This window comes from Chryseobacterium daeguense DSM 19388 (genome assembly GCF_000430825.1).
In the GTDB taxonomy this organism is placed as follows: Bacteria; Bacteroidota; Bacteroidia; order Flavobacteriales; family Weeksellaceae; genus Chryseobacterium; species Chryseobacterium daeguense.
In genome coordinates this window covers 132061-156983 of record NZ_AUMT01000001.1, presented here as the reverse complement: position 1 = coordinate 156983, position 24923 = coordinate 132061, and the positions used below count along the sequence as shown (strand labels likewise).

The following is a 24923-nucleotide window of genomic DNA, read 5'->3' as shown; positions in this document are numbered from 1 at the left end:
TAATTTTTATTAAAAGCGTATAAAATAAATTAAAAAATCAACAATATGCCATTTTCATTAAACATAAATCAAATTAATGCTAATTTTAATATATATTTGTCAAAATTTTTTACAAATTATGAAGAAACAGTTACTTCTTGTAAGCACTTTAGCTTTTACAATTTTTAGTGCGCAGAAAAATGATGACTTAATGAGAGAGTTCCGTAAACAAACCCAGGAAAACAATCAAAGGTTTGAATCTTATGCGGCAAAACGTTACAGATCTCAAAGAACTCCAGAAATTGAAAAAGAGATTGAAAAAGAACGCAGCCTCCTAGCTGGTTTTTATCCCTCCGGACAACCTTACTTTCTTGAAGCTGATGATTTGGATCAAATAAAAAACTCTAATGCAGATTATCTTCAAAATGGAACAATTTCCGGCTTAACTGGTTCTTTTAATGGTGAAAACATTAAATATACAGTTTTTGATGGAGGAAGAGCTTTCCAGGGGCATGTTTTTTTTAACAATATCCCAAATAAAGTAAACAATAAGGAAGCTTCCACCATGAACTACAGTGCACACGCTACAGCCGTAACAGGTTTTATTGGTGCAAAAGATTATCCTTATACTTTAACATTTCCTAATGGTACTACCAGAGTTACTAATTTCAGAGGTATAGCACAGAATGCAACATTTGATAATTATTCATTTGCAACCACTGTACTACCCGGCAATACTGCTTCAAGTAATGTATTTGAAAAAATACTTATTGCCCAGCCAAAAATATCCAACCACTCTTACGGAACAAATACTGGATGGGATTACTCATACATCAATGGTACAGATGCATGGGTTTGGAATGGTGATTTTACAAGTCCAAATACAAGTTTCGACGTACAGGGAACTTATCTTTATAATGACCAAAACTATGACAATATAGTATACATTAATCCATCATATGTTATTGTAAAATCTGCAGGAAACTCATATGGAATGGGCCCTACTGGAAATACAATGCCTAAATATTATGAGAATGCAACTGGTAATTTAGTACAATTCTCTGCTACCGATGTTATTCCGCAAAATAATTGCGCACAAGGGTATGACTGTATAGGACCAGGTTCACTGGCTAAAAATATTATAGTAGTAGGTGCATCAGACATACTTACCGCAGCAGATAAGAGATATGCCTCAGCAGCCGACGTTATAAAATCCGACTATAGCAGCGCAGGACCAAGAGATGACGGAGGAATTAAACCAGATATCATCACCACCGGAACCAACGTAACACATGCTTCTACAGCTGAAAATACAACAGGAAGCAATTTAATAAGTACAGGGAGTGGAACATCATATTCCGGACCAATAGTAACGGGTATTATAGGTGTTTGGATGCAGGTGTACAAACAGCTATTCCCTACTCTTGAGCTTAATGCCGCTTCAGCAAAAACCCTTATGATCCATTCCGCTTCTGAAGCAGGAACTGTAGGCCCTGATCCATGGAACGGATGGGGATATATAAACTCTAAAAAGGGCGCTGAATTATTGGTAGGAAAGTCCAATAACACCGTTATCTTTAATAATGAAACCTTAAATAATGGTACCAACAATAAAAAAACAGTAACAGCATCAGGTACCGAGCCTTTAAAGGTTACTGTTTCATGGATTGATCCTGCTTATGTTATCCCATCTAACCTTACCTGGGCGCAGGCATACAACAATAGAGCTTCAAGACTGGTTAATGACCTGGATGTAAGAATCATTGATACTGTAAACAATACAGTTTATTATCCTTGGAAACTGAATGCCAATGCACCAATGACTCCTGCTACAAAGGGTGACAACACCGTTGATAACGTAGAACAGGTTGTGATAGAAGCTCCTACAGCAGGCCGAAACTACAGAATTGAAATAACCAATAAAGGAAACCTTGTTAATAACAGCGGTGCAGGTGCTCCTCAAAACTATTCAATCATGGTTACGGGATATTCTCAGGAGATATTAGGTACTAATGACACTGTTAAAAACAGCCTGGCCATTGCTCCTACCATTACAAAAGATTTTGTAAAAGTATTGAAAGCTCCTAAGAAAAGCACTTTCACTGTGTATGAGCTGACTGGTAAAAAACTACAGACCGGAACAGTGAACAGTGACGAAGCAAGCATTGATCTATCATCTTACCCTAAAGGAATTTATATCGTTGAAGTAAAAACAGACAAAGAGGTAATTTCCAAAAAAGTGATAAAAGAATAGGGGAATTCTTAAATAATTTATTGCAAAACACTAACAGTTGTTAGTGTTTTGTTTTTTGCTTATCTTTGCTTTCTATGGAAAATACACTTCACGAGAAAGTTTCTCAGGATATTTTGCTTAAAGCTTTTAATCACATGATGCTTGCAAAAGCAATGGCAGACATTTATGAAGAAAACAGAAATGTTACCAAATACGTTCATAGCACATCAAGAGGCCACGAAGCCATTCAGCTGGCAACCGCTTACCAATTAAAAAAAGAAGACTGGGTTTCTCCTTATTACAGAGACGAGAGCATTCTTTTAGGAATTGGCTTTGAACCTTATGAACTCATGCTTCAGTTATTAGCAAAAGCCGACGATCCTTTCTCAGGAGGAAGATCATATTACTCTCACCCTTCCAGCAGGGACGAAAATAAGCCAAAAATCATTCACCAGAGCTCAGCAACCGGAATGCAGACCATTCCTACTACCGGTGTTGCTCAGGGAATAAAATATATTCAGGATTTTAATTTACAGCAATTTGAAAATAATCCTGTAGTAGTCTGCAGTCTTGGAGATAATTCCGTAACGGAAGGTGAAGTGAGTGAGGCGCTTCAGTTTGCAGCTTTGCACCAGCTTCCTATTATTTTCCTTGTTCAGGATAATGAATGGGGAATTTCCGTAACCAAAGAAGAAGCCAGAACCTGTGATGCCTATGATTTTGTAGCGGGATTCACAGGACTGAGCAGAATGAGAGTAGACGGAACAGATTTTGTGGAAAGCTTTGAAGTAATGAAAAAAGCTGTTGATTTTGTACGAAATGAAAGAAAACCACTTGTTGTTTGTGCAAAAACAGTTTTAATCGGCCATCACACTTCCGGAGTAAGAAGAGAATTCTATCGAGACGAAGAAGATTTAACTAAACACAGAGCTAAAGATCCGGGAGAAATCCTTAGAAATCAATTAATTGATGCCGGAATTGATGAAGAATTATTAAAACAGATTACCAAAAAAGCAAGAATTGAAGCTGAAGAAGCATTCGAAAGAGCTCAAAAAGCAGAAGATCCGAAGCCTGAAACGGTAATGCAGCATGTTTTTGCCCCTACTCCAATTACAGAAGAGATAGGAACACGCGAACCGGAAGGCGGCGAAAAAATCGTGATGGTAGACGCAGCGATTCATGCTATTCAGGAATTGATGTGGAAGCATCCCGAAGCATTATTATACGGACAGGATGTTGGTGAAAGAATCGGCGGGGTTTTCCGTGAAACGGTAACCTTGGGTAAAAAATTCGGAAGCAAAAGAGTTTTCAATACAGCCATTCAGGAAGCCTACATTATCGGTTCTACAACCGGAATGAGTGCAGTCGGATTAAAGCCGATTGTGGAAGTTCAGTTTGCAGATTACATTTATCCGGGAATCAACCAGCTGATTACGGAAATTTCAAAATCAAATTATCTGAGCCAGGGTAAATTCCCTGTCAGCAATATTATCCGTGTCCCAATCGGAGCTTACGGCGGTGGAGGACCTTACCACAGTGGAAGCGTCGAAAGTATTTTAGCCAATATTAAAGGGATTAAAATTGCCTACCCGAGCAACGCCGCAGATTTCAAAGGACTTTTAAAAGCCGCTTATTATGATCCGAATCCTGTAATAATGTTGGAACATAAAGGTCTTTACTGGAGCAAAGTTCCGGGAACTGAAGATGCTAAAACCATTGAACCTGCAGAGGATTATATTTTACCTTTCGGAAAAGGAAAAGTAATCATTGAAGCAGATAAGGAAGAAACCGAAAAAGGCAGAACTTTATTGGTTGTAACTTATGGAATGGGCGTTTACTGGGCAAAAGAAGCATCAAAAAAATTCAATGGAAGAGTTGAGGTTATAGATCTAAGAACCTTAATCCCACTTGATGAAGAATTGGTTTTTGAAAGGGTAAAAGCTCATGGAAAATGCATTGTTTTAACTGAAGAACAATTAAACAATTCCTTTGCAGAAGCCTTTGCACACAGAATTTCCAAAAACTGCTTCCAATATCTTGATGCGCCTGTAGAAACAATGGGTTCACTGGATGTTCCGGCCGTTCCGATTAACTTAGTCTTGGAAAAAGAAATGCTTCCAAATGCAGAAAAGCTTTCCGCCAAAATTGAAGAAATGCTGAAATATTAAATCAGACAAAATATAAAAACCTCTAAATTATAGAGGTTTTTTTGTGCATTTTTATTATTTTTAATATTCTTGCACTAAACATTGAACGCCCATGATCACAACAAAATATGTCAATTACAGACAAGTTCTCAATTTATCCGGAATGCATCTTATCTGGATCTCCGTCTGGTGTACATTAATTGCCGTTCTGTTTCATTTTTTCCACTGGCAGTGGATGACGATTCCCTGGGTTCCGGTAGCATTGATCGGTACCGCAGAGGCATTTCTGGTTGGTTTTAAAAACAATCAGGCTTACGACAGGCTTTGGGAAGCCCGTAAAATCTGGGGCGGAATTGTGAACTCCAGCAGATCATTTGCTTCGATGGTTTATGCCTTCAATACAAATAATGAGGAAGTGGGAACTTTTGATCTTGAAGACCGAAGAAAAAAAATTGTTTACAGGCATATTGCATGGCTTTATCAATTCCGTGAGCAGCTTTTGATACCTACCGAGTGGGAACATATCAGTGCTGAGGAAGAAACACACCACAATATCAACCAAAGGAGAAACAGGCTTATAAAAGCAGGATTTCCCGACTACAGCAGGACTCCTCTTTTCCTTAACAAATACCTATCTGAAGAAGAAGCCGAGCGCCAGTCTGAATATAAAAATTTCGCTACACATCTAATTTCCCAGCAGGCAAAAGATATCAATGACTTAAAAAATATAAATGCCATTTCTGATTTTAATCAAATGCAGCTGCAAAATTCATTAAATGATTTTTACGGTTTTCAGGGGCAGGCGGAAAGAATTAAAAAATTCCCGTCACCAAGACAGTTTGCCAGTACAGCCTTTGTTTTTAATGTACTTTTCATTCTGCTGCTTCCATTGGGCCTCGTGAATGAATTTGAAAAGCTGGGAGACTGGGGAATCTGGACCTCCATTCCTTTCTGTATTATTATCGGCTGGATTTATATCATTATGGAACTTGTGGGAGATTATTCCGAAAATCCTTTTGCAGGATTAATGTTTGACGTTCCCATGCTCTCCATCTGCAGAACCATTGAAATTGACCTTCTACAAATGACCGGGGAAACAGATCTTCCTGAACCGATTTCGTCTAAAAATGGCGTTTTGGTTTAAATATTTCTTTTCTGATTTAAATTCTAAAGTGATCCATACAAAGGTTGTGAAATAAACGTAATTAAAATATCAAACCTACACCTAAAATTCACAAAACTATTGCCGTCGTATTTTTTACCTCAGAAATCATAAAAGAGCTGTGAGTACTCGCTATGTGCTGTAAAGTAGTAAGCTTTGTGAGCATAAAATTCCGGTAATCTTCCATATCCTTCACTCCTATTTTCAAAATATAGTCATAATCACCGCTTACATGGAAACATTCCGTGACTTCCTGCAGATTCATGATTTCCTTTTCAAACTGAAGAACATATTCTTTTTTATGCTGAGTCAATTTCACATGACAAAGTGCAATAAAATCTCTGTTAATTTTATGACGGTCAAGTAAGGCAACATATTTTGAAATCACACCCGTATTTTCCATTTTTCTAATGCGTTCATATACTGCTGTTATCGAAAGGCCAAGCTTATATGAGAGTTCTTTTGTGGTTTGTTTCGCATCTTCCTGCAAAAAAAGGAGCAGTTTCTTATCAATTTCATCAAAGGTCATAGATAAATTTTTGTTAAAAGTTTATATTAATTAAATATAATAAACTTTTTTTCTATTAAATATTATATAATTAGATTTATATTCTAATATTTTAAATTATCCTTGTAATTATTCTGTAATTCATTCATTTTTATCAGAGAAAATTTAAGCAATGAAAGACTTTAATGCAGCTAATGAAATCCAGGATTTACAGTATTTCGGTGAATTCGGTGGGGTAAATCCATCAATTTCAGACAGTTCAACGTATACATTCCTTTCGGCAAAAACCATGTTTGACACGTTTGAGGGAAATGCTGAAGGGTGTTATCTGTACTCAAGACATTCTTCGCCTATGAATCTTTACCTTGCACAGGCATTGGCAAAACTTGAAAACACGGAAGCCGCCAATGTTACCGCATCAGGAATGGGAGCTATAACCTCAGTATTAATGCAGGTTTGTAAAAGTGGGGATCACATCATTTCAAGCAGAACAATTTACGGTGGAACGTATGCTTTCATGAAAAATTTTCTACCTCCCTTTCAAATTGATACAACGTTTGTTGATATCAATAATTTCGAATCCATTGAAAATTCAATCAAAAAAAATACAAAGATTATATATTGTGAAAGTGTAAGCAATCCCCTGCTGGAGGTTGCGGACTTGAGAAAGTTGTCAGAAATCTGCAAAAAGCATAACTTAAAACTGATTGTTGATAATACTTTCTCACCACTTTCCATCTCCCCTACCTTGTTGGGAGCGGATATTGTGATCCATTCTTTAACGAAATTCATTAATGGAAGCAGCGACACTGTAGGCGGAGTTTACTGCGGAACCCAGGAATTCATTAATGATACAAAAAATGTGAACACCGGAGCATGCATGCTTCTGGGGCCGACAATGGACAGCCTGCGGTCTGCAAGCATCCTGAAAAACCTGCGTACGCTGCACATCAGAATGAAACAGCACAGCCATAATGCCATGTATCTGGCGGAAAGATTTGAACAGGATGGATTAAGGGTTGTTTATCCCGGATTAAAATCTCACAAAAACCACGAATTAATGAAAAGTATGATGCATGAAGAGTACGGATTCGGGGGATTATTAACTTTAGATGCCGGAACTACTGAAAAAGCTAATGAGCTGATGGAACTCATGCAGCAGGAAAACCTTGGGTATCTGGCGGTAAGCTTAGGCTTTTACAAAACATTATTCTCCTGTTCAGGAAGCTCAACCTCATCGGAGATTCCAGAGGAAGAGCGAGCCGCAATGGGGATTTCCGATGGATTGATAAGATTTTCAATCGGTCTGGATCACGACATTGAGCGCACTTACGAAAAGATGAAGGAATGCATGCTAAAAACAGGCGTTCTCAACCATGAAACCATATCCATATTCTAGTTATTGTTAATAAAGACTGTTCTGAATCGGCAGTCTTTATTTTTTTAATTTTGATTCACGATTATTCTGGATTAAAATAGAAATTTTAATGTAGAAATCCTTTCTTTATCAGAATGACAAACTAAGCCTTTAGTTATAATTAAAAATTTATTTTCTATGAAAATGTTTCGGGAAGGCATCTTCCGGTTTCATCCTGAAAATATTTAATAATATCCACGATTTTAAGAAACCGTATCCATAGGAAAACATTTGGATATAAGTGGAAATGACTGCCATTCCTGCAATGCTGATATTTTTAGTAACAAATAAAGCATGGAAAAGCACCATAAATGTGTATAACCCGTAAAAGGCAAGGATGATTCCGCGGCCTAAAATAAAATATTCCAAAAAGCCGATTATATAACCTAAAAGAAACAAAGTTGGAAATGCAAATGAAATTTTTACATAATTCGGATGTCTTTGGTTGAGAATTGGCCTTGCACATCCAAATTGATACACCTGCTTTGAAAACTTCCCAAAATCTACCCTGCGTTTATGATAAACAGCAATATCATCAAAAAATGCCGTAGTAAATCCATTTTCCCAAAGAGTCATCGAAAGATCCGGATCCTCACCGATTCTCATTTCTGAAAAGCCTCCCACTTTTTCGAATACTTCTTTTTTCACTCCCATATTGAAGCTCCGCGGCTGAAATTTAGAAACCGCTTTTTTACTTCCCCGGATTCCACCTGTTGTAAAAACAGAGGTCATGGAATAGGAAATTGCTTTTTGCATCAGATTGAAGCCTTTATGCGCTTTATCTGCTCCACCAAAGGCATCACAGGGAATTTCAAGGATATCTTTTTTAATATTTTCAATGTAATCTTTCTCTACAATCACATCGCTGTCTACAAACACCAACCATTCATTCTCTGCACGTCTGGCACCGTAATTCCTGCTAAGCCCCGGTCCGGAATTATCTTTTCTGAAATATTTTATGTCTAAAATCTGTTCAAAATTATGAATGGTAGGCTTTAAATCAATCAGCGAGCCATCATCTACAATAATAATCTCAAACTCTTTATCCGTTTGCTGGGTAAGAGAGTTCAATAACTCGAAAAGCTCATCTTTTCGGTTGAAAATAGCGACGACGATGGAAATTGTAGGCTTCAAATTGAAAATTTTTCAAAATTACTTATTCAGGGATGAATGCGCAAAAAAGTTTTACTATAAATTAAACGCAAAGCACAACAAAATAATATCAATACCATTAATTTTTATCCCTTTCACGAAAATCAATAAACAAAATTGACATTTTAAACAAAATAAATTGACATTTTGAACAAAATTATCCTTCCTGCAACAGTATAACTTTGTCTCAAGAAAAATGTAAAACAATTTTAAAATGAAACAGAATAATTTACAACAACCACTTCATTCAGGTTTTGATGCACAGTCTACTGCGCAAGATGTTATTAAGGGAATTAATCTTTCAGGAAAAACAATAATCATTACAGGAGGATACGCCGGAATTGGCCTGGAAACTACAAAAACACTGGTTTCTGCAGGAGCCACCGTAATTGTCCCGGCAAGAGATATGGAAAAGGCCGGAAAAAACCTCACCGGCATTGAAAATATTGAAATTGAAAAGCTGGATTTGATTGATCCCGAATCCATTAATGCTTTTGCCGAAAAATTTATTTCTACGGGAAGAAAATTAGACTTATTAATTAACAATGCAGGAATTATGTGGGTTCCTTTAAAAAGGGACAAGCGAGGAATTGAATCACAACTGGCAACCAACTATCTGGGACAGTTTCATCTTACCGCTAAGCTGTGGGAGGCTCTGAAAAAGGCCAACGGAGCAAGAGTTATCAACGTTTCCTCTTACGGCCACCAGATGTCCCCTTTTGATTTTGAAGATCCTAATTTTGAGAATAGAGAATACCATACCCTGCAAGGCTATGGACAATCAAAAACCGCAAGCAACCTTTTTGCTGTCGCACTTGATGAGAAAGCCAAGAAACATAATGTAAGAGCATATTCCCTGCATCCGGGCTCCGTCTACGGAACAGATTTAGGAAGGGAAGAACCGACTGAACTGTTCATCCAGATGGGAACTCATGATGAAAGCGGAAATATAAAACCGGAAGTTAAAGACAAATTAAAAACCATTTCACAAGGTGCCGCTACGACGATTTGGTGTGCAACAAATCCTTTACTGGAAAATATTGGAGGAGTTTATTGTGAAAATTGTGATATTGCAGAGATTGACAATGGGCAAATTGAACACAGATATGAAGATCCTTCCACAATTCGAGGAGTTCAGCCTTATTCCATTGATCCTGAAAACGCAGAAAGGCTCTGGAAGCTGAGCGAAGAAATGATAGGCTTAAAATTCGATGCGGAATAATTGTTTTACTTAAATTTATCCTGAAATTAAAATAAATGGATTTTCATTTTAAATATATCACACCAGATATCAAACTTTCAACGTATGATGACAAGCTCTTTAAAACAGAAAACGTTTTTGAGTTTCATATACTGGTGTGGTTTATTTCCGGAGAAACGAAAATAATTCAGGCAGATAAATCCTATCTTTTCAAAGCCGGAGACATTTTCCTGATCCCGAGAAATCATCTTGCTACGATAATAAACTATCCTAAAGATGGTCTTCCGCATAAAGCTGTTGTGATGCATCTTACGAAAGAAAGATTGAAAAATTTTTATTCAAATATTGAAATCGGAGAAAAAAATATTCGTGGAGAAACACGGATTTACAGCTTTGAAAAACATCCGCTTCTGGAAAGCTGTTTAGCATCATTGATTCCTTATTTTGATATGAAAGAAGCCTTTCCTGAGAATATTGCTTCGTTAAAAATAACAGAAGCCATCAGTATTTTGAGGGAAATTGATAAAAATATTGATTTTCTTCTTGCAGATTTTGAAGAACCGGGAAAGATTGATCTGGTGAACTTTATGGAGAGAAATTATATGTTCAATATGTCTCTGGATAAATTCGGATATTTGACAGGAAGAAGCTTATCTACCTTTAACCGGGATTTCAGGAAAGTTTTCAACACAACACCTCAGCGCTGGCTTACCCAGAAACGCCTTGAGCTGGCTTATTATCACCTATCTGAAAAGAATAAAAAACCTTCAGATATTTTTATGGAAGTGGGTTTTGAGGATTTTTCACATTTTTCTTATGCGTTTAAGAAGCAGTATGGTTTTGCGCCGTCGGTGGTTAAATAAATATTCCAGATTTAAAATAAAAACAAAAAACCAAAGAAATAAAAAGCAATATTACAGAACTACTGAAAAACAACCATTGGAAAACACTTTTGAAATAATATTTTCCTAAAACATACAGAATAAAAAACAGCAAAAGTGAAATAGCTAAACCTATCAGTGAAATGACTATTAAAGTTTGGGTATAGTTCTCCACCGGCAGAGGATTTTTAAAAACGAAAAACAACAGTAAGCCGGAAATTAAAAAAGCAGCTGCACTAATTTTTTCTTTAAGATATTTTATTTTCTTTTTGGTTTTTGAATTGTTATTATAATTAGTATTTGAGGATGAATTGCTTAATAAACTCAACGCATCTAATATCAATCCAATAATATCCAAAAAATTCCAATTCATCTTTCTGAGTTTCGGCAAAAATATAAATTATTGTGTAATAATTTACCCATAAAAATAGTATTTTTGAATAAAACACAGCATGAATCAATATTACGTATACATTTTAAAATGTTCAGATGATTCCTATTATACGGGATTTACCAGCAATATAGAACAAAGATTACAATATCATGAAGAAGGTATTAATCCAGATTCTTACACATACACTAGAAGGCCATTTGAACTGGTTTTCCATACGGTTTTTAACGATGTAAATCAAGCAATTGCATTTGAAAAACAGGTGAAAGGCTGGAGTAGAAAAAAGAAAGAAGCTATCATAAATGATGAATGGGAAAAGCTCCCAAACCTTTCTAAGAGAAAAACTCCGAATAAATAAAGAACTTAATTAATTATCCTTATTATACAACAAAGGTTAACTTTAAAGGTTAATATACTTTTGAAACTCACTGTCAGGCTGAGGTTCTCAAAGCCCATAGTTAAAAGCCCTTCGAGAGCCTCAGGGTGACAACCCTAATACTAACGATTATTTTATTGATACTCACTGTCAGGCTGAGGTTCTCGAAGTCCATAGTTAAGAACCCTTCGAGAGCCTCAGGGTGACAACCCTAATACTAACAGTTTTACATTTTATTGATACTCGCTGTCAGGCTGAGGCTCTCGAAGCCCGGAAAAATTACTGATTTTCCAGTTTATGCACTTTTCTCGTTCCCTCATACATCTCATACTGCAGAAATCTAGTTTCCAGCTTCCCATTGAAAAGCTTGATTTTTCTTGAAGGGCGTAAACCAATTTTCTTCACCGCTTCCAGATCAGATGAAATTAGCCATGCCAGCGTATTCGGATAATTTGTTTTGAAGGTATCCCCTATTTTTTTATAGAAATCATCATCATTGATAGAAATTCTTTCATCATACGGCGGATTGAAAACCATCAATAAAGGGAAAAGCTCTTTTTTGGAATCAAAGAAGTTCTGTTTTTTCACTTCAATTACATCTTCCATCTCGGCCGCTTCTATGTTGATTCTTGCAGCATTCAGCATTCTCGCATCGATGTCGTATCCAACAATTTTTCCGGTAAATTCCTTAATCCTTCCGATTCTGAATTCTTTAATTTTAGCAAATAAATCAGCGTCATAATTTTTCCAGTTTTGGAAAGCGAATCCTCTTCTGAAAATCTGCGCCGGAAGATCCATGGCAATCATTGCCGCTTCAATAAGCAGCGTCCCGGAACCACACATCGGGTCCAGGAAATTTCCTTTTCCGTCCCATCCGGCCAATTGCAGCATTCCGCTGGCCAATACTTCATTAATCGGTGCTTCACCCTGCTCTTTCCTGTAACCTCTTTTAAATAAAGGATCTCCGGAAGAGTCCAAAGAAATAGTAATTAATTCACGGTCGATGTGAAGGTGAAATTTTATATCCGGATTCCTTGTCTCAACATTCGGTCGCCTCTTAAATTTTTCCTGAAAATAATCTACGATCGCGTCTTTCATTTTAAGGGTTACAAATTGGGAATGCTTAAAAGTTTCAGAATTCACTGTAGAATCAATCGCAAAAGACTGGTCTACATCCATAAATTCTTCCCAGTCGAATTTAAAAAGCCTGTCATAAAACTGATGCTGATTAAAAGCTTTGAATTCATGAATCGGAACTAAAATTTTTAAAGCCGTTCTTGCGGAATAATTAATTTTATACAAAAACCCTAAATCTCCTTCACAATTTACAGCGCGGTTTTTTACTTCTACTTTTCTTCCGCCTAATTTTTTGATCTCTTCAGCTAAAATCTGTTCCAGTCCGAAGAAAGTTTTTATCTGTATCTGTATGTTTTCTATGTCCATATTTTTTTTAATTAAAAGATTTAAAGATTAAAAGATTAAGGATTCAATTTTTAAATTAATTGAATTTTTCAATATTTAAATCTTTAAAATACTTTTCCTTTTACCGCACAAAAATAGTTATTTTTGCATTATGGAATGGTTTGAATCTTGGTTTGATACCCCTTATTATCATTTACTTTATAGCAACAGAGACTATACGGAAGCAGAAAACTTCATTACAAAGCTCACTACAGAGCTGCAGCTTCCGCCTAATTCTAAGATTATAGACCTTGCATGTGGAAAAGGAAGACATTCGGTTTTCCTGAATAAGCTGGGCTATGATGTTTTGGGCCTTGACCTTTCCAGACAGAGTATAGAATATGACAAACAGTTTGAAAACCAACACCTGATCTTCGATGTTCATGATATGAGAAACCCGATTGATGCAGATCCAATGGATGCTGTTTTTAATCTTTTTACCAGTTTTGGGTATTTTGACAATGAAAATGATGATAAAAAAGTGTTTCATTCGGTTTACAATGTGTTAAAACCCGGTGGTTTTTTTGTATTGGATTATCTTAATGAAGAATTTGTAAGAAGCAAAATAGTTCCGGAATCCACCATTGTAAGGGGAAATATAGAATTTAAAATTTTAAAGAAAATCGAAGGAAGGCATATCATCAAAGATATTCGCTTCGAAGACAAAGGGCAGCAGTTTCATTTTTTTGAGAAAGTGAAGCTTCATACTTTAGATGCCATTAATTCCTATGCAGCAGATTGCGGTTTCGAAAGAGTCAAAATCTGGGGAGATTATCAATTGAACGAATTTAATAAAGAAACTTCACCACGTTGCATTAATTTATTTAAGAAAAACTCATGATAACCGTTGTTTTACTGATCTTAAGCGTCATTGCAGGCGTATTTCTTGGAAAATATTTCGGTAAAAAAGAAAAACTGGCAAAAAATCTACTGATTTTAAGTGCCGGATTTTTAATTACCATCTGTCTTAATGAGGTTTTCCCGCAGGTTTACACTTCTGAAACGGGCAGCAGCCTTGGCATATTTGTCATTGCAGGCGTATTGCTTCAGATGATCCTGGAGGCTTTAACCAAAGGCTTTGAACATGGGCATTTCCATCATCATAATGAGCATAATATTCTTCCTGTTGCTTTAATGGTGGGGCTTTTTATCCATGCCTTTATTGAAGGAATTCCTCTTGCGAATGAAGAACATGAGCTTTCGCCTTATCTTTTGGGAATTTTATTTCATAACCTTCCTATTTCGTTTATTTTGGGAGCTTTTTTATTCAACAGAAAAGATGAATCCAGGTCCACGCCGTCTTATCCTTCTTTCCTGATTGTTGCCTTATTTGCATTAGCTTCTCCAATGGGGATGCTGCTTGGTAATTATTTTAATCCTGATTTGCAGCCTTATTTCCTTGCTATCGTTGGAGGAATTTTCCTGCATATTTCATCCGTCATTATTTTTGAGAGCAATAAAAACCATAATATCGACTGGACTAAGATCGGCTTGGTGATATTGGGAGTTTCTTTAGCTTTAATTATGCACCTTTTCCACGATCATTCTCATGTGGGACATCATCATTAATTGAATCCAGTTATAAGTTGACACCACTTAAAATTTCTCGAATAGCATAAATTATTTATATTTCTCCTTATAACACTTGATTTTTTACATTAAATATTAACATAAGTATCAATTCATTTTATAATTTGTTCATTCAAAACTGAATTAAAAAAATATTTCACACAACCCGGTGAAATAAATGAAAATTTTAAAACAGCTATTGTGACAAATATAATTTATTTCATTTATTTTTATATATAAAATAATTTTATACAATTTAATTTAAATATAAAATAATATTTTAGCATAATTTAACAAAATAAATTTAAATTACTTGAAAAATTTTGTACATTAGCAATGACCCAAATTGCACATGTATGAAAAAAACAAAAAACCTTACCAAGGGAGCAATCTTTTTTTTGATGGGCGGATTAGTATCTGCACAAACCAAGCAAAAAACTGACACACTAAAAGAAACCCAAATAGAAGACGTTGTAATTGTAGGATACAAAGCACAGAAAAAATCCAGTCTTACAGCAGCTGTTTCTGTAGTTTCCAACAAGAAATTACAAGATTCCAACAATTCTGATGTTTCGAGTATGCTACAAGGGAAAGCCGCCGGGGCGCAGATCATGCAGAGCGGGGCTCCCGGCTCGACTGCTATCGTAAAAATCAGAGGAACTTCTACAATTAACGGCCCTACTGCCGCACTTTGGGTAGTAGATGGTGTTATCATGACAGGAACTCCTAATCTCGATCCAAACCAAATTGAGAGCATTAATATTTTAAAAGATGCCACTTCCACAGCGTTATACGGTTCACGTGGAGCCAACGGGGTTGTGCAGGTATTTACAAAATCCGGCAGTTCGGGAAAAGGAAGCTTAAATGTATCTATGAATACGTCTTTCAACACCTTTACCAATGGAAAGTTTAAACTGATGGACGGGGTACAGCTGTATGATAACTTTTATTCTTTAAAAAATGTACCTGACGATGCTGTTCCGAGCAGCCTGAGAACGCCCGGATACAACTGGCTGAAAAACGGAACCCAAACCGGAGTTGCGAAAAACTACACCGTTTATTTCAGAGGAGGCTCTCAAAACTCTAAAACCTATATTTCAGGGAATTATTATGATGAAACCGGAACGGTAAAAGGCTATGATTACAATAGATTATCTTTTAGAATTAATCATGAACAGACGGTAAAACCGTGGTTAATTTTAAAACCTAAAGTAAGCTTATCGTATACTACCGGAAAAGATGTAAGAGCTTCTTTATTCGAAATGTACCTTAACTTGCCCTGGGACAAACCAATAAATGAATACGGGAATTATGTAAATCCAAATACGGATACCTGGTACGGAAGAGATCATGCCAACTATCTTTATGACCTGCAATGGAATTATGGCAAGAACAATCAGTTGGATCTGATTGGAAATATGGATGCGGAAATCAAACTTACTGATTATTTAAAGTTTGTTACTACCAACAATGTTACCTACAAAAATCTCAATACCATGTATTATGTCGATCCCAGATCTTTATCCGGCGAAAGTACAAAAGGACAATCGTCAGAATCTGAGATCAGAGATATCAGTAAGTTTTTTAACCAAATGTTGAGATTTGATAAAGACTTTGGCGTACATAATGTTAATGCCCTTGCCGCTTACGAATATACCGACAGATTTTACAAAACCTCTACCGCAAGTGTTTATGGGATAGTTCCGGGAACAGATGTTTTTGACACAGGAGCAATCACAGGAGTAAAACCTTCAGGAAGTAAGTTTGACAGAGCCTACAACGCACTTCTATTCAATGCTGAATATGTATATGATAAAAAATATTTTGTTCAGGGATCTTTAAGAAACGAATCTTCCTCGGCCTTTGGAGCAAGCCATAGAAGTGGATTATTTTATTCTTACAGTGTGGGTTGGAATGTTAATAGAGAGAAATTCTTTCAGGTTAAACCAATTAATGAATGGAAATTAAGAGCAAGCAGAGGACTTGTAGGAAATACTCCGGCTCCTAATTACGGATGGCAGGATCTTTATGCTCTAACACAAAGATATGACGGACAGATCGGTGCAACATGGTATCAGCTGGGAAATCCCGATCTTACATGGGAATCAATTATTCAAAACAATATTGGAACAGACATTAGAGCATTTGACAACAGGCTGAATATAAATATTGATTATTTTAATAACAAAACAAAAGACTTGCTGGCATTAATTACTCTTTCTGCTTTAACAGGTGTTGACAGACAATATCTCAATATTGGAGATGTAAAAAATAAAGGTTGGGAATTTAATGTAAGTTATGCCATTATTAAAAATAAAGACATTACCTGGGATTTAGGATTTAATGTAAGTACTTACAAGAACGTTGTCACTTCCACACGAAATAACGGAACGCAGGTTTTATCAAATAACCATGCTACCATCCCAGGATATGATGTGAATTCTTTCTATATGAGAAAGTGGCTGGGTGTAAACCCTGATAACGGAATGGGATTGTGGGAAATTGTAAATGCTGATGGAACTACAAGCGCTACTTCCAATTACAACCAGGCTACAAGGCAAATTGTAGGTACTGCAACGCCGGATTATTATGGCTCCATTTTTACCAATCTTACCATAAAAGATTTTTATCTGAATGCTAACCTTTATTTTTCTCAGGGCGGACAGATCTATAATTATTACAGAGAATTTTTCGATTCTGATGGCACTTATCCTTATTATAATCAAATGGTTTTTCAGGAAGGATGGAAAAGATGGGAAAAACCGGGCGATATTGCCACACACCCAATCGCTTTATTTGATAATAATAATTTAACGAATAATACCTCGTCACGCTATTTGGAAGATGCAAGCTTTGTAAAATTAAGATCTTTAAGACTTGGATATAATCTGCCCGCTTCTTTAACGGAAAAAATAGGCATTAAATCCGCAAGCATTTATTTCATGGGAGAAAATCTGTTTACAATCACGAAATTCTCGGGTGTAGATCCTGAAATTGGCCCTGCGGACGGACAGACTACTTATTCAGGCGGCGCAGGAGCTATCTATCCGGTTCCAAGAAGATATTCTTTAGGCTTAAACTTTTCTTTTTAAAATTTAACATCATGAAAAAAATATTTATTTCATTAGTAATGCTGTCATTAGCTTCATGTAATATAGACCGCTCACCCTATGATTCGAAGGAATCTGATGTTGTATTATCAGATGCAACAGGAATACAGACAATTACCCTTGGAAACTATGCATTATTGAAAGGAGATGGCGGTTCGGGAGGTTTTTATAACAATCTATACCGGTACAACGAATATAGTGGAGACAATATTGATATCAGCGGAACTACCTCAGATAATTTTTTCTATTACTACAATTACAAAAACATTAAAAATAACTACCGTACCAACACAACATGGAATACCGGATATAAAGCTATTATCGGGTGTAACCGGATTATTTCTAAAATTGCCCAGGGTAAAGATGCAGAAACAGATCAATTGATTGGGGAAAACTATTTTCTGAGAGCGTATGTCTATTTTTCCCTCATTAATATGTTCGGAAGGCCGTATAACCAAGGAACTGGAAATTTGAGTGTTCCGTTAAAAACTTCTGACGATGTCAATGATCTTCCTCCGAGAGCCACAGTCGGTGAAGTTTATGATCTGGTTGTAAGCGACCTTAAAAAAGCAGAACAACTCATGACTGTGAATAAATCTCACATTTATGCTACTAAGGAAGCTGCACAGGCATTATTGTCGAGAGTTTATTTATATATGGAAAAAAATGATCAGGCTATAGAATATGCAGATAAAGTAATTAATTCAGGGAAATTTGCAATGTTATCCAAAGCAGAATTACCTTCATATTCTACAAAAACTCCTGAAAGTAATACAGAAACTATTTTTGCTTTTAAATTTAATAAAGATGGCGATTATACAGATGGTTGGGAAAGTATTGGATCCATGTATTCCACTATTCAGAATGTGGGTTGGGGTGAAATGTATCCTTCTTCTACCTATTTGGATCTCATCAATAAGCATCCGGAAGATGTAAGATTAAAATTCATTGCGCCTAAATATGCATCACCACAAGTTCCGGTTGCCTATTGGGTACAGAAAGGAACAAACGCTTCCGGGGGTATCAATTACAATTATGTTTTCCAAAAGACTTTCCAACAAAACGGAAATACATATTTCACAATGAACAATGTGAATTATCAGGTTTATCCGGAAGTGACCCCAGATAAAACAAATCATTATTTTATCAATTCTGCAGGGGATAAAGTGTATGTTTATTTAGATTATGACATAGAAAAAAGAAATGGTTACCCTAAATTCTTTGTTTTAAAATGTTCTTTGCAGGAAGGAGTTCCACAATTGTGGTCTCCACTTGTTATAAGATTAGCCGAAATGTATTTGAACAGAGCTGAAGCTTATGCTAAAAAAGGAAATACTACTGCTTCATTAGCTGATGTAAATGTAATCCGAACCAGGGCCGGAATTCCGGCTTACACTTCCGTTCCTGCAGGACAAACTCTTTTAAACACGGTTCTTGATGAAAGGCGTCTGGAGCTGGCTTTTGAAGGACATCGCAGAAACGATGTGTACAGAAATAAACTGGATATGAACAGAGAGTACCCGGGTTCGCATCTTAACGGGACAAATCCTTTCTACATCATACCTTACACTCACAATAGAGTTATAGAATACATTCCTGAACAGCAAATACAGATTCAGCCCAATTTAATTCAAAATCCTGATTAATAATAAAATAAAAGCTCCGAATCTAAAGATTCGGAGCCTCAATTTAATCACTCATTACATAATCCGGAAATTAGAATTTCCATCCGAATGTAAGAAAGAAGTTATTTCTGTTATTTTTCACATCCGACACCACATAGCCATCGCTTGCAATAAGACGGTTCGGTTTCGGTGAATAATATCCGTCCTCAAAATTACTGTCAATCACCCCTCTTAATAAAGGATTGCTGTATTTTGAAGTTATATTTTGATAAGAAGCATCTATATAGAATGATTTGAAATCATATCCAAGACCTACAGATAAGGCGTTTCTGTCATTTAATATCAGATTATTATATGATTGATCCGCCAAACCTTGTCCGTCATCAGTATATCTGCTGATGGTAAGCGCATCAAACGGGCTGGAGGTATAAGCATACCCTCCTCTCAGTCTGAATTGCTTAATTCTGTATTCTGCTCCTATTTTTAATTCTGATAGATTCTTATAATCATCTTTAAAGAAGCTGTTTAAATCTCTCTCGGCCGGGCCGTAATCTTTATACTTCGGCTTCGTTAAACCTAATGTATAGTCCACATTCAAGGCAAAACTTTTGCTTGCAATGAAAGCCGCACTTACAGTTGCCTTAAGCGGAGAAGTGAATTTTCTGTTTTCTGCCGCGTAATCATCTCCATAAATGGCATCATTATAGAAATTATAGCTTCTGTCGATATCCCAGAAAGTTGGCGTTTCTAAAGCCGCACCAATTCTGAAATTCGGGCTAAGCTTACCGATAACCCCTAATGAAGCAGAAAAACCGCTCCCTCTTTCTACAAAAGGTGTATTCTGCTTGCTGAAATATTCTGCCGAGCCATTATCCAGAGAATTGAATATAGCTGTATCAGACTGGTCTATTGAAGAATTAAAGAAATTTAATCCTGCTCCCAAATAGATGTTATTGTTATAATTTGCTCCTACACCCACGCTGGTTTTGGATAAATAGCCGTATCTGTCGTATGCATGTCTTCCGAACGAAGAGCTTCCGCCATCTGCAAAATCATAGATCAGATTACTGTTTCCAGGTGTTTCGATATAGTTTTCAATCGACTGGTTCGAGTAGTTGACCCCAACGTTAATGAATTTCCAAGCACTTTCCGTCATCAGCTGGAAGGTCATTACCGCCCCTATGTTTCCGAGATCTCCTTTATTAATATTGTATCCGTAAGAAGAACCTGCATAAGAAGATGTATTCTTATTGCTCATGATAGACAATGTACCGGAAATTTCTCCTGAAATTGCCACACCCAGACCCGCCGGGTTGGTAAGTAAAGAATTCGCATCACCTCCCAAAGCCCCATTCGAGCCTGCCATCGCATTAAACTTTGCAGAACCGATATTTGGCGAGCTTGAATATACATCCACAGTATTTCTAATCACAGAAACATCTTGAGCCCGCGCAAAAAATGCAGCAGAAATACTCATTATTGCTAAAGATTTTTTTAACATTATTTTTTTGAATAGTTATTAATTTTTAAATATTATCTGCCACCTCGGAAGCCACCGCCTCCACCGCCGCCGGATCTGAATCCTCCGCCGCCGCTTCCTCCGCCGAAGCCACCGCCTCCTCGGAAGCCGCCACCGCTGTTGGAATTATTATATCCGCCATTATTTCTGAATCCTCCGTCATTTCTTGGAGCCTGCTGATTGTAGTTAGGTCTTACCTGAGTTCCCGGGTTTCTGAAACCACCTTGGTTTCTTACACCATTCTGACCTCTGAAACCTCCGTTTGCAGGAGCTTGTCTGAAGCCTCCGTTTGTTCCGTTAGAATTTCTGAAACCACCTGTATTTCCGTTGCTGTTTCTAAAGCCTCCTGTATTGGAATTATTTCTTCTGAAACCTCCTGAATTCATACCGTATTTATTGGCAAAACCTCCGCTGTAGCTGTTGAATCCTCTGCCTCCTGAAGCACTTCTTCTGTAGATTGGGTTGTAATACCCACCGTAGTAGCCGCCATATCCCCAATAAGGATATCCGTAGTAGCCGCCCCAGAATGGATCATAGATACCGCCCCAATACGGAGAGTATCCCCAACCCATATTCCAGCCCCACGAGCTTCCCCAGCCCCATGAAAGTCCAAGACCCCAGCCGCGATTCCAACCCCAATATGGGCTGTAACCACCGTACCATCCCCAAGGATAACCCCACCCCCAGGAATTGTCATAATAGTTGGTTTCACTTCCTGCATACATTCCCCAGTCTGAGTCTGTTGCAGTGCTGTTCCAGTTGTAATTATTCCAGTCGTCATATTTTCTTTCTCTGGAATTAACTTCTGCGTTCTGAATCACGTTTGAATCATCCTGATAATAGTTGTAGTCTTCTCCTACTCTGTTTCCTCTATCATTGATGATCACGCCTTCCGGCAGTGTATCTTTATTAGGGTCGTAATAAACGCCATCTGTCTCGCTGTAACCGCCCATCTGAGCACCGCAGGACACAAGTAATAATCCGCCTGATATCGCTAAGATCCCTTTGGATTTTAACATACCAAGCAAATTTTTATGTATATTTCTTTTCATGATAACGTAAAAATTTTTAATTTAAATTATATTTGCAATCTGTACCAAAAATGTACCAAATACCGGTACTAAAAATCTATCAAAAATAGATTTTTATTTTTAGATAACAATAATAACGAAAAGTTAAAAAAATTAAAAAAAATAATGGCAAAATTAACCTCAAGAAGCGAAGATTACAGCAAGTGGTATAATGAGTTGGTGGTAAAAGCCGACCTTGCTGAAAACTCAGGAGTAAGAGGATGCATGGTAATCAAACCTTATGGCTATGCAATCTGGGAAAAAATGCGTGACGAAATGGATAAAAAATTCAAAGAAACAGGCCACGTAAATGCTTATTTTCCCCTTTTTGTGCCCAAGAGCTTATTTGAGGCTGAAGAAAAAAATGCAGAAGGTTTCGCTAAAGAATGTGCCGTTGTTACCCACTACAGATTAAAAACAGATCCTGATAACCCGTCTAAACTGATTGTAGATCCGGATGCCAAGCTGGAAGAAGAGCTTATCGTACGTCCTACTTCAGAGGCCATCATCTGGAATACTTATAAAAACTGGATTCAGTCTTACAGAGATTTACCTATATTAATTAACCAATGGGCGAATGTTGTCCGTTGGGAGATGAGAACCCGTTTATTTTTAAGAACGGCAGAATTTTTATGGCAGGAAGGCCACACCGCTCACGCCACAAAAGATGAGGCCGTAGAAGAAGCAGAAAAAATGAATAAAGTATATGCAGATTTTGCAGAAAACTTTATGGCAATGCCGGTAATTCAGGGGCTAAAAACTCCTTCCGAAAGATTTGCGGGGGCTGATGAAACCTATTGTATCGAAGCATTAATGCAGGACGGAAAAGCTTTGCAGGCAGGAACTTCACATTTCCTTGGACAAAATTTTGCAAAAGCATTTGATGTAAAATTCACAAACAAAGAAGGGAAAATAGAGCATGCATGGGCTACATCATGGGGAACTTCAACACGTTTGATGGGAGCTTTGATCATGACGCATTCTGATGATTTCGGATTGGTACTGCCTCCTACCCTTGCACCGATTCAGGTGGTGATTGTTCCGATCTTTAAAGGGGAAGAGCAGCTGGAGCAGATCAGTGAAGTAGCTTTAGACATTCAGGCTAAATTGAGAGCAAAAGGTATTTCCGTGAAATTCGACAATGACACTCAGAATAAACCGGGCTGGAAGTTCGCAGAATATGAATTAAAAGGTGTCCCTGTAAGAATTGCAATGGGACCAAGAGATCTTGAAAATAAATCTGTGGAAATTGCAAGAAGAGATAATTTAACGAAAGAAGTCCGTTCTATAGAAGGATTGGATTCTTATATCGAAGAATTATTAAAGACTATTCAAAAAGATCTTTATACAAAAGCAGCAAACTTCAGAAAAGACAACATCACGAAAGTTGATACTTATGAAGAATTCAAAAAAGTTCTGGAAGAAAAAGGCGGCTTTATCTATGCTCACTGGGACGGGACGGCAGAAGAAGAGGAACAGATCAAAGATGAAACAAAGGCTACCATAAGATGTATTCCTCTGGATGATGATATTGAAGAAGGTGTTTCCCTGATTTCAGGAAAACCATCAAAAAGACGGGTTTTATTCGCAAAAGCTTATTAAAATCCAATTTAAATTAAATTAATAAATCTTTAAGAATCCGCGTGATTTTTAAAGATTTTTTTGTTTAAATGATATTTTGGCAAAATTTTTATTAAATTTATAACACATTAATCTCAAAAATATATTATTATGTCTTTAAACATCATTGATTTAATTAAAGGCCAGCTAGGCCCTGCTTTAGTATCCCAGACTGCATTGCAGTACGGAGAAAGTGAATCCGGAATTTCTAAAGCAATCGGAGGACTTTTACCCGCTGTGGTGGGAGGATTGGCAAACAATTCGGATAACCAGGGCGTACTGAATGCCATTACAACAGCTTCTTCAAGCGGTATCTTGGGGAACCTGATGGGAGATTCTTCCAACAACACCTGGATTTCCGGTCTGCTGACCTCTATTTTTGGTGATAAAGTGAGCGGCGTTGTAAATGCTATTGCCACTTACGCTGGTATCAGCAACAATTCTTCAAGCTCTTTACTGAATCTGGTAACCGGAGCTACCGTAGGCTCAATCGGGAAATATGCTGCTGATAATAATTTGGATCAATCCGGTATTTCAAGACTTCTTGATGACCAAAAAGGGATTGTTTCTACATTATTGCCTGCAGGACTTTCTCTGGCATCTTTAAACGTTGGAGATTGGGCTGCAAGATATAAATTCGATAATGATAATGACCAGATTAAAACCCCCTCTCACGAAGAGCCGGCCATAGAAGTTACCAGAAGTACTGCTCCCAACGGAACTTTCCCGGAGAGAAATAACGAAGGCGGAGGATCTATCTGGAAATGGCTTCTTCCTCTCCTGCTTTTGATTGCAGCGGCTTATTTCCTGTGGAAGCAGTGTGAGAAAAAAGAAAGCACTACTACTGTTACAAATACTGACTCCACAGGTACAATGCAGGATACGGCTGCAGCAGTTTCTTCGGCAGATACAGCTTCAATGTCAACTTCAGCATCAGGAAAAGTAGATGAAAATATCGACCTGAATGGTACGGCATTGAAAGGTTACAAAGGAGGAATGGAAGATCAGATGATCAATTTCATGAAATCCGGGGCATATACCAACGCAGCAAATGATGACGCTTTGAAAAACCAATGGTTTGATTTTGATCATGTAAACTTCAAGCTGGGAAGCGCAAATGCTTTAGAAGCAGGTTCAGAAGGCCAGCTTCAGAATCTTGTAGCTATTTTGAAAGCTTATCCTGATGCAAAGATAAAAATTGGAGGGTACACTGATAAAACCGGAGATGAAGCTAAAAACATAAAACTTTCTGCCGACAGAGCCAATTATATTAAAACGTGGCTGGAAAAACAAGGAGTCGGAAGTCAGATACTTGATGCAGAAGGCTACGGCAGCCGATTTGCGAAAGCTGATGCCAGTGCTTCTGATGCGGAAAGAGCTTCAGACAGAAAAATGTCTGTAAGATTTGCGAAATAATCTTTTAGAACAAATAAAAATTTATTCCCGAAAAATTGTTTTCGGGATTTTTTATGTGAATGGTTTTGTGTTTACATTTATTTAAT

Annotated in this window: 18 protein-coding genes; 13 read left to right on the top strand and 5 right to left on the bottom strand. The window is 37.1% G+C overall.

All coding sequences use genetic code 11. From position 1 onward, the window contains the following. Positions 1-118: 118 nt before the first annotated feature. From H560_RS0100865 to H560_RS0100855, 3 genes are all read left to right on the top strand, one after another. The gene (locus H560_RS0100865) at positions 119-2233 is read left to right on the top strand and encodes a S8 family peptidase (protein WP_027378283.1); all 2115 of its coding nucleotides are present in this window, start codon (positions 119-121) and stop codon (positions 2231-2233) included. Positions 2234-2307: 74 nt separating this feature from the next. Then, positions 2308-4380, top strand: coding sequence for an alpha-ketoacid dehydrogenase subunit alpha/beta (locus tag H560_RS0100860; protein ID WP_027378282.1), 2073 nt, complete (start codon positions 2308-2310; stop codon positions 4378-4380). 91 nt (positions 4381-4471) lie between these two features. Continuing rightward, complete coding sequence (locus H560_RS0100855; RefSeq protein WP_027378281.1) at positions 4472-5503, top strand: bestrophin family protein; 1032 nt, start codon at positions 4472-4474, stop codon at positions 5501-5503. Positions 5504-5591: 88 nt separating this feature from the next. Here H560_RS0100855 and H560_RS0100850 read toward each other — a convergent pair whose 3' ends face one another. Next, positions 5592-6050: an Lrp/AsnC family transcriptional regulator gene (locus H560_RS0100850; RefSeq protein ID WP_027378280.1), complete on the bottom strand. Its 459-nt coding sequence runs from the start codon at positions 6048-6050 to the stop codon at positions 5592-5594. Between the two features lie 151 nt (positions 6051-6201). Between H560_RS0100850 and H560_RS0100845 the strand changes: the two genes are divergently transcribed. Continuing rightward, positions 6202-7428 (top strand): aminotransferase class I/II-fold pyridoxal phosphate-dependent enzyme, encoded by a 1227-nt coding sequence (locus H560_RS0100845; RefSeq protein ID WP_027378279.1) that lies wholly within the window; start codon positions 6202-6204, stop codon positions 7426-7428. Between the two features lie 147 nt (positions 7429-7575). Here H560_RS0100845 and H560_RS0100840 read toward each other — a convergent pair whose 3' ends face one another. Beyond that, the gene (locus H560_RS0100840; RefSeq protein WP_027378278.1) at positions 7576-8580 is read right to left on the bottom strand and encodes a glycosyltransferase; all 1005 of its coding nucleotides are present in this window, start codon (positions 8578-8580) and stop codon (positions 7576-7578) included. A 232-nt stretch (positions 8581-8812) separates the two neighbouring features. On the opposite strand from H560_RS0100840, the gene H560_RS0100830 reads away from it, so the two are divergent. The 3 genes from H560_RS0100830 to H560_RS0100815 all read left to right on the top strand — a co-directional run bounded on the left by H560_RS0100830 (position 8813) and on the right by H560_RS0100815 (position 11429). Continuing rightward, a complete protein-coding gene (locus H560_RS0100830; RefSeq protein ID WP_027378277.1) occupies positions 8813-9820 on the top strand; it encodes an SDR family NAD(P)-dependent oxidoreductase in 1008 nt (335 codons plus the stop codon). A 35-nt stretch (positions 9821-9855) separates the two neighbouring features. Next, on the top strand, positions 9856-10662 hold the full coding sequence (locus tag H560_RS0100825; protein ID WP_027378276.1) for a helix-turn-helix domain-containing protein: 807 nt from the start codon (positions 9856-9858) through the stop codon (positions 10660-10662). A gap of 470 nt (positions 10663-11132) precedes the next feature. Beyond that, positions 11133-11429, top strand: a complete 297-nt coding sequence (locus H560_RS0100815) for a GIY-YIG nuclease family protein (protein ID WP_027378274.1) — start codon at positions 11133-11135, stop codon at positions 11427-11429. A gap of 297 nt (positions 11430-11726) precedes the next feature. Here H560_RS0100815 and H560_RS0100810 read toward each other — a convergent pair whose 3' ends face one another. Next, positions 11727-12890 (bottom strand): THUMP domain-containing class I SAM-dependent RNA methyltransferase, encoded by a 1164-nt coding sequence (locus tag H560_RS0100810; RefSeq protein WP_027378273.1) that lies wholly within the window; start codon positions 12888-12890, stop codon positions 11727-11729. Positions 12891-13020: 130 nt separating this feature from the next. Between H560_RS0100810 and H560_RS0100805 the strand changes: the two genes are divergently transcribed. The 4 genes from H560_RS0100805 (at position 13021) to H560_RS0100790 (ending at position 19233) form a co-directional block, all read left to right on the top strand. Next, complete coding sequence (locus H560_RS0100805) at positions 13021-13749, top strand: class I SAM-dependent methyltransferase (RefSeq protein ID WP_027378272.1); 729 nt, start codon at positions 13021-13023, stop codon at positions 13747-13749. After that, the gene (locus tag H560_RS0100800; protein ID WP_027378271.1) at positions 13749-14477 is read left to right on the top strand and encodes a ZIP family metal transporter; all 729 of its coding nucleotides are present in this window, start codon (positions 13749-13751) and stop codon (positions 14475-14477) included. The genes H560_RS0100805 and H560_RS0100800 overlap by 1 nt, the downstream gene beginning before the upstream one ends. A 356-nt stretch (positions 14478-14833) precedes the next feature. Beyond that, positions 14834-17569 carry a SusC/RagA family TonB-linked outer membrane protein gene (locus tag H560_RS0100795; RefSeq protein ID WP_027378270.1) on the top strand — a complete coding sequence of 912 codons (2736 nt, stop codon included), beginning with the start codon at positions 14834-14836 and terminating at the stop codon, positions 17567-17569. Between the two features lie 11 nt (positions 17570-17580). Next, positions 17581-19233 carry a RagB/SusD family nutrient uptake outer membrane protein gene (locus tag H560_RS0100790; RefSeq protein WP_027378269.1) on the top strand — a complete coding sequence of 551 codons (1653 nt, stop codon included), beginning with the start codon at positions 17581-17583 and terminating at the stop codon, positions 19231-19233. A gap of 70 nt (positions 19234-19303) precedes the next feature. Here H560_RS0100790 and H560_RS0100785 read toward each other — a convergent pair whose 3' ends face one another. Together H560_RS0100785 and H560_RS0100780 are read right to left on the bottom strand one after the other, a co-directional pair. Continuing rightward, positions 19304-20713, bottom strand: a complete 1410-nt coding sequence (locus H560_RS0100785) for an OmpP1/FadL family transporter (protein WP_027378268.1) — start codon at positions 20711-20713, stop codon at positions 19304-19306. Positions 20714-20745: 32 nt separating this feature from the next. Further along, on the bottom strand, positions 20746-21783 hold the full coding sequence (locus H560_RS0100780) for a hypothetical protein (RefSeq protein WP_027378267.1): 1038 nt from the start codon (positions 21781-21783) through the stop codon (positions 20746-20748). Between the two features lie 144 nt (positions 21784-21927). Here H560_RS0100780 and proS point away from each other — a divergent pair, with 144 nt between their 5' ends. Both proS and H560_RS0100770 read left to right on the top strand, forming a co-directional pair. Beyond that, the gene (proS, locus tag H560_RS0100775; protein ID WP_027378266.1) at positions 21928-23403 is read left to right on the top strand and encodes a proline--tRNA ligase; all 1476 of its coding nucleotides are present in this window, start codon (positions 21928-21930) and stop codon (positions 23401-23403) included. Between the two features lie 129 nt (positions 23404-23532). Further along, positions 23533-24837, top strand: coding sequence for an OmpA family protein (locus H560_RS0100770; RefSeq protein ID WP_027378265.1), 1305 nt, complete (start codon positions 23533-23535; stop codon positions 24835-24837). Positions 24838-24923 lie beyond the last annotated feature (86 nt).

Bases quoted from the DNA above. Each gene is read 5' to 3' on its own strand.
- H560_RS0100865 (WP_027378283.1), top strand. From the start codon at position 119: ATGAAGAAACAGTTACTTCTTGTAAGCACTTTAGCTTTTACAATTTTT.
- H560_RS0100860 (WP_027378282.1), top strand. From the start codon at position 2,308: ATGGAAAATACACTTCACGAGAAAGTTTCTCAGGATATTTTGCTTAAA.
- H560_RS0100855 (WP_027378281.1), top strand. From the start codon at position 4,472: ATGATCACAACAAAATATGTCAATTACAGACAAGTTCTCAATTTATCC.
- H560_RS0100850 (WP_027378280.1), bottom strand. From the start codon at position 6,050: ATGACCTTTGATGAAATTGATAAGAAACTGCTCCTTTTTTTGCAGGAA.
- H560_RS0100845 (WP_027378279.1), top strand. From the start codon at position 6,202: ATGAAAGACTTTAATGCAGCTAATGAAATCCAGGATTTACAGTATTTC.
- H560_RS0100830 (WP_027378277.1), top strand. From the start codon at position 8,813: ATGAAACAGAATAATTTACAACAACCACTTCATTCAGGTTTTGATGCA.
- H560_RS0100825 (WP_027378276.1), top strand. From the start codon at position 9,856: ATGGATTTTCATTTTAAATATATCACACCAGATATCAAACTTTCAACG.
- H560_RS0100815 (WP_027378274.1), top strand. From the start codon at position 11,133: ATGAATCAATATTACGTATACATTTTAAAATGTTCAGATGATTCCTAT.
- H560_RS0100810 (WP_027378273.1), bottom strand. From the start codon at position 12,890: ATGGACATAGAAAACATACAGATACAGATAAAAACTTTCTTCGGACTG.
- H560_RS0100805 (WP_027378272.1), top strand. From the start codon at position 13,021: ATGGAATGGTTTGAATCTTGGTTTGATACCCCTTATTATCATTTACTT.
- H560_RS0100795 (WP_027378270.1), top strand. From the start codon at position 14,834: ATGAAAAAAACAAAAAACCTTACCAAGGGAGCAATCTTTTTTTTGATG.
- H560_RS0100790 (WP_027378269.1), top strand. From the start codon at position 17,581: ATGAAAAAAATATTTATTTCATTAGTAATGCTGTCATTAGCTTCATGT.
- H560_RS0100785 (WP_027378268.1), bottom strand. From the start codon at position 20,713: ATGTTAAAAAAATCTTTAGCAATAATGAGTATTTCTGCTGCATTTTTT.
- H560_RS0100780 (WP_027378267.1), bottom strand. From the start codon at position 21,783: ATGAAAAGAAATATACATAAAAATTTGCTTGGTATGTTAAAATCCAAA.
- proS (WP_027378266.1), top strand. From the start codon at position 21,928: ATGGCAAAATTAACCTCAAGAAGCGAAGATTACAGCAAGTGGTATAAT.
- H560_RS0100770 (WP_027378265.1), top strand. From the start codon at position 23,533: ATGTCTTTAAACATCATTGATTTAATTAAAGGCCAGCTAGGCCCTGCT.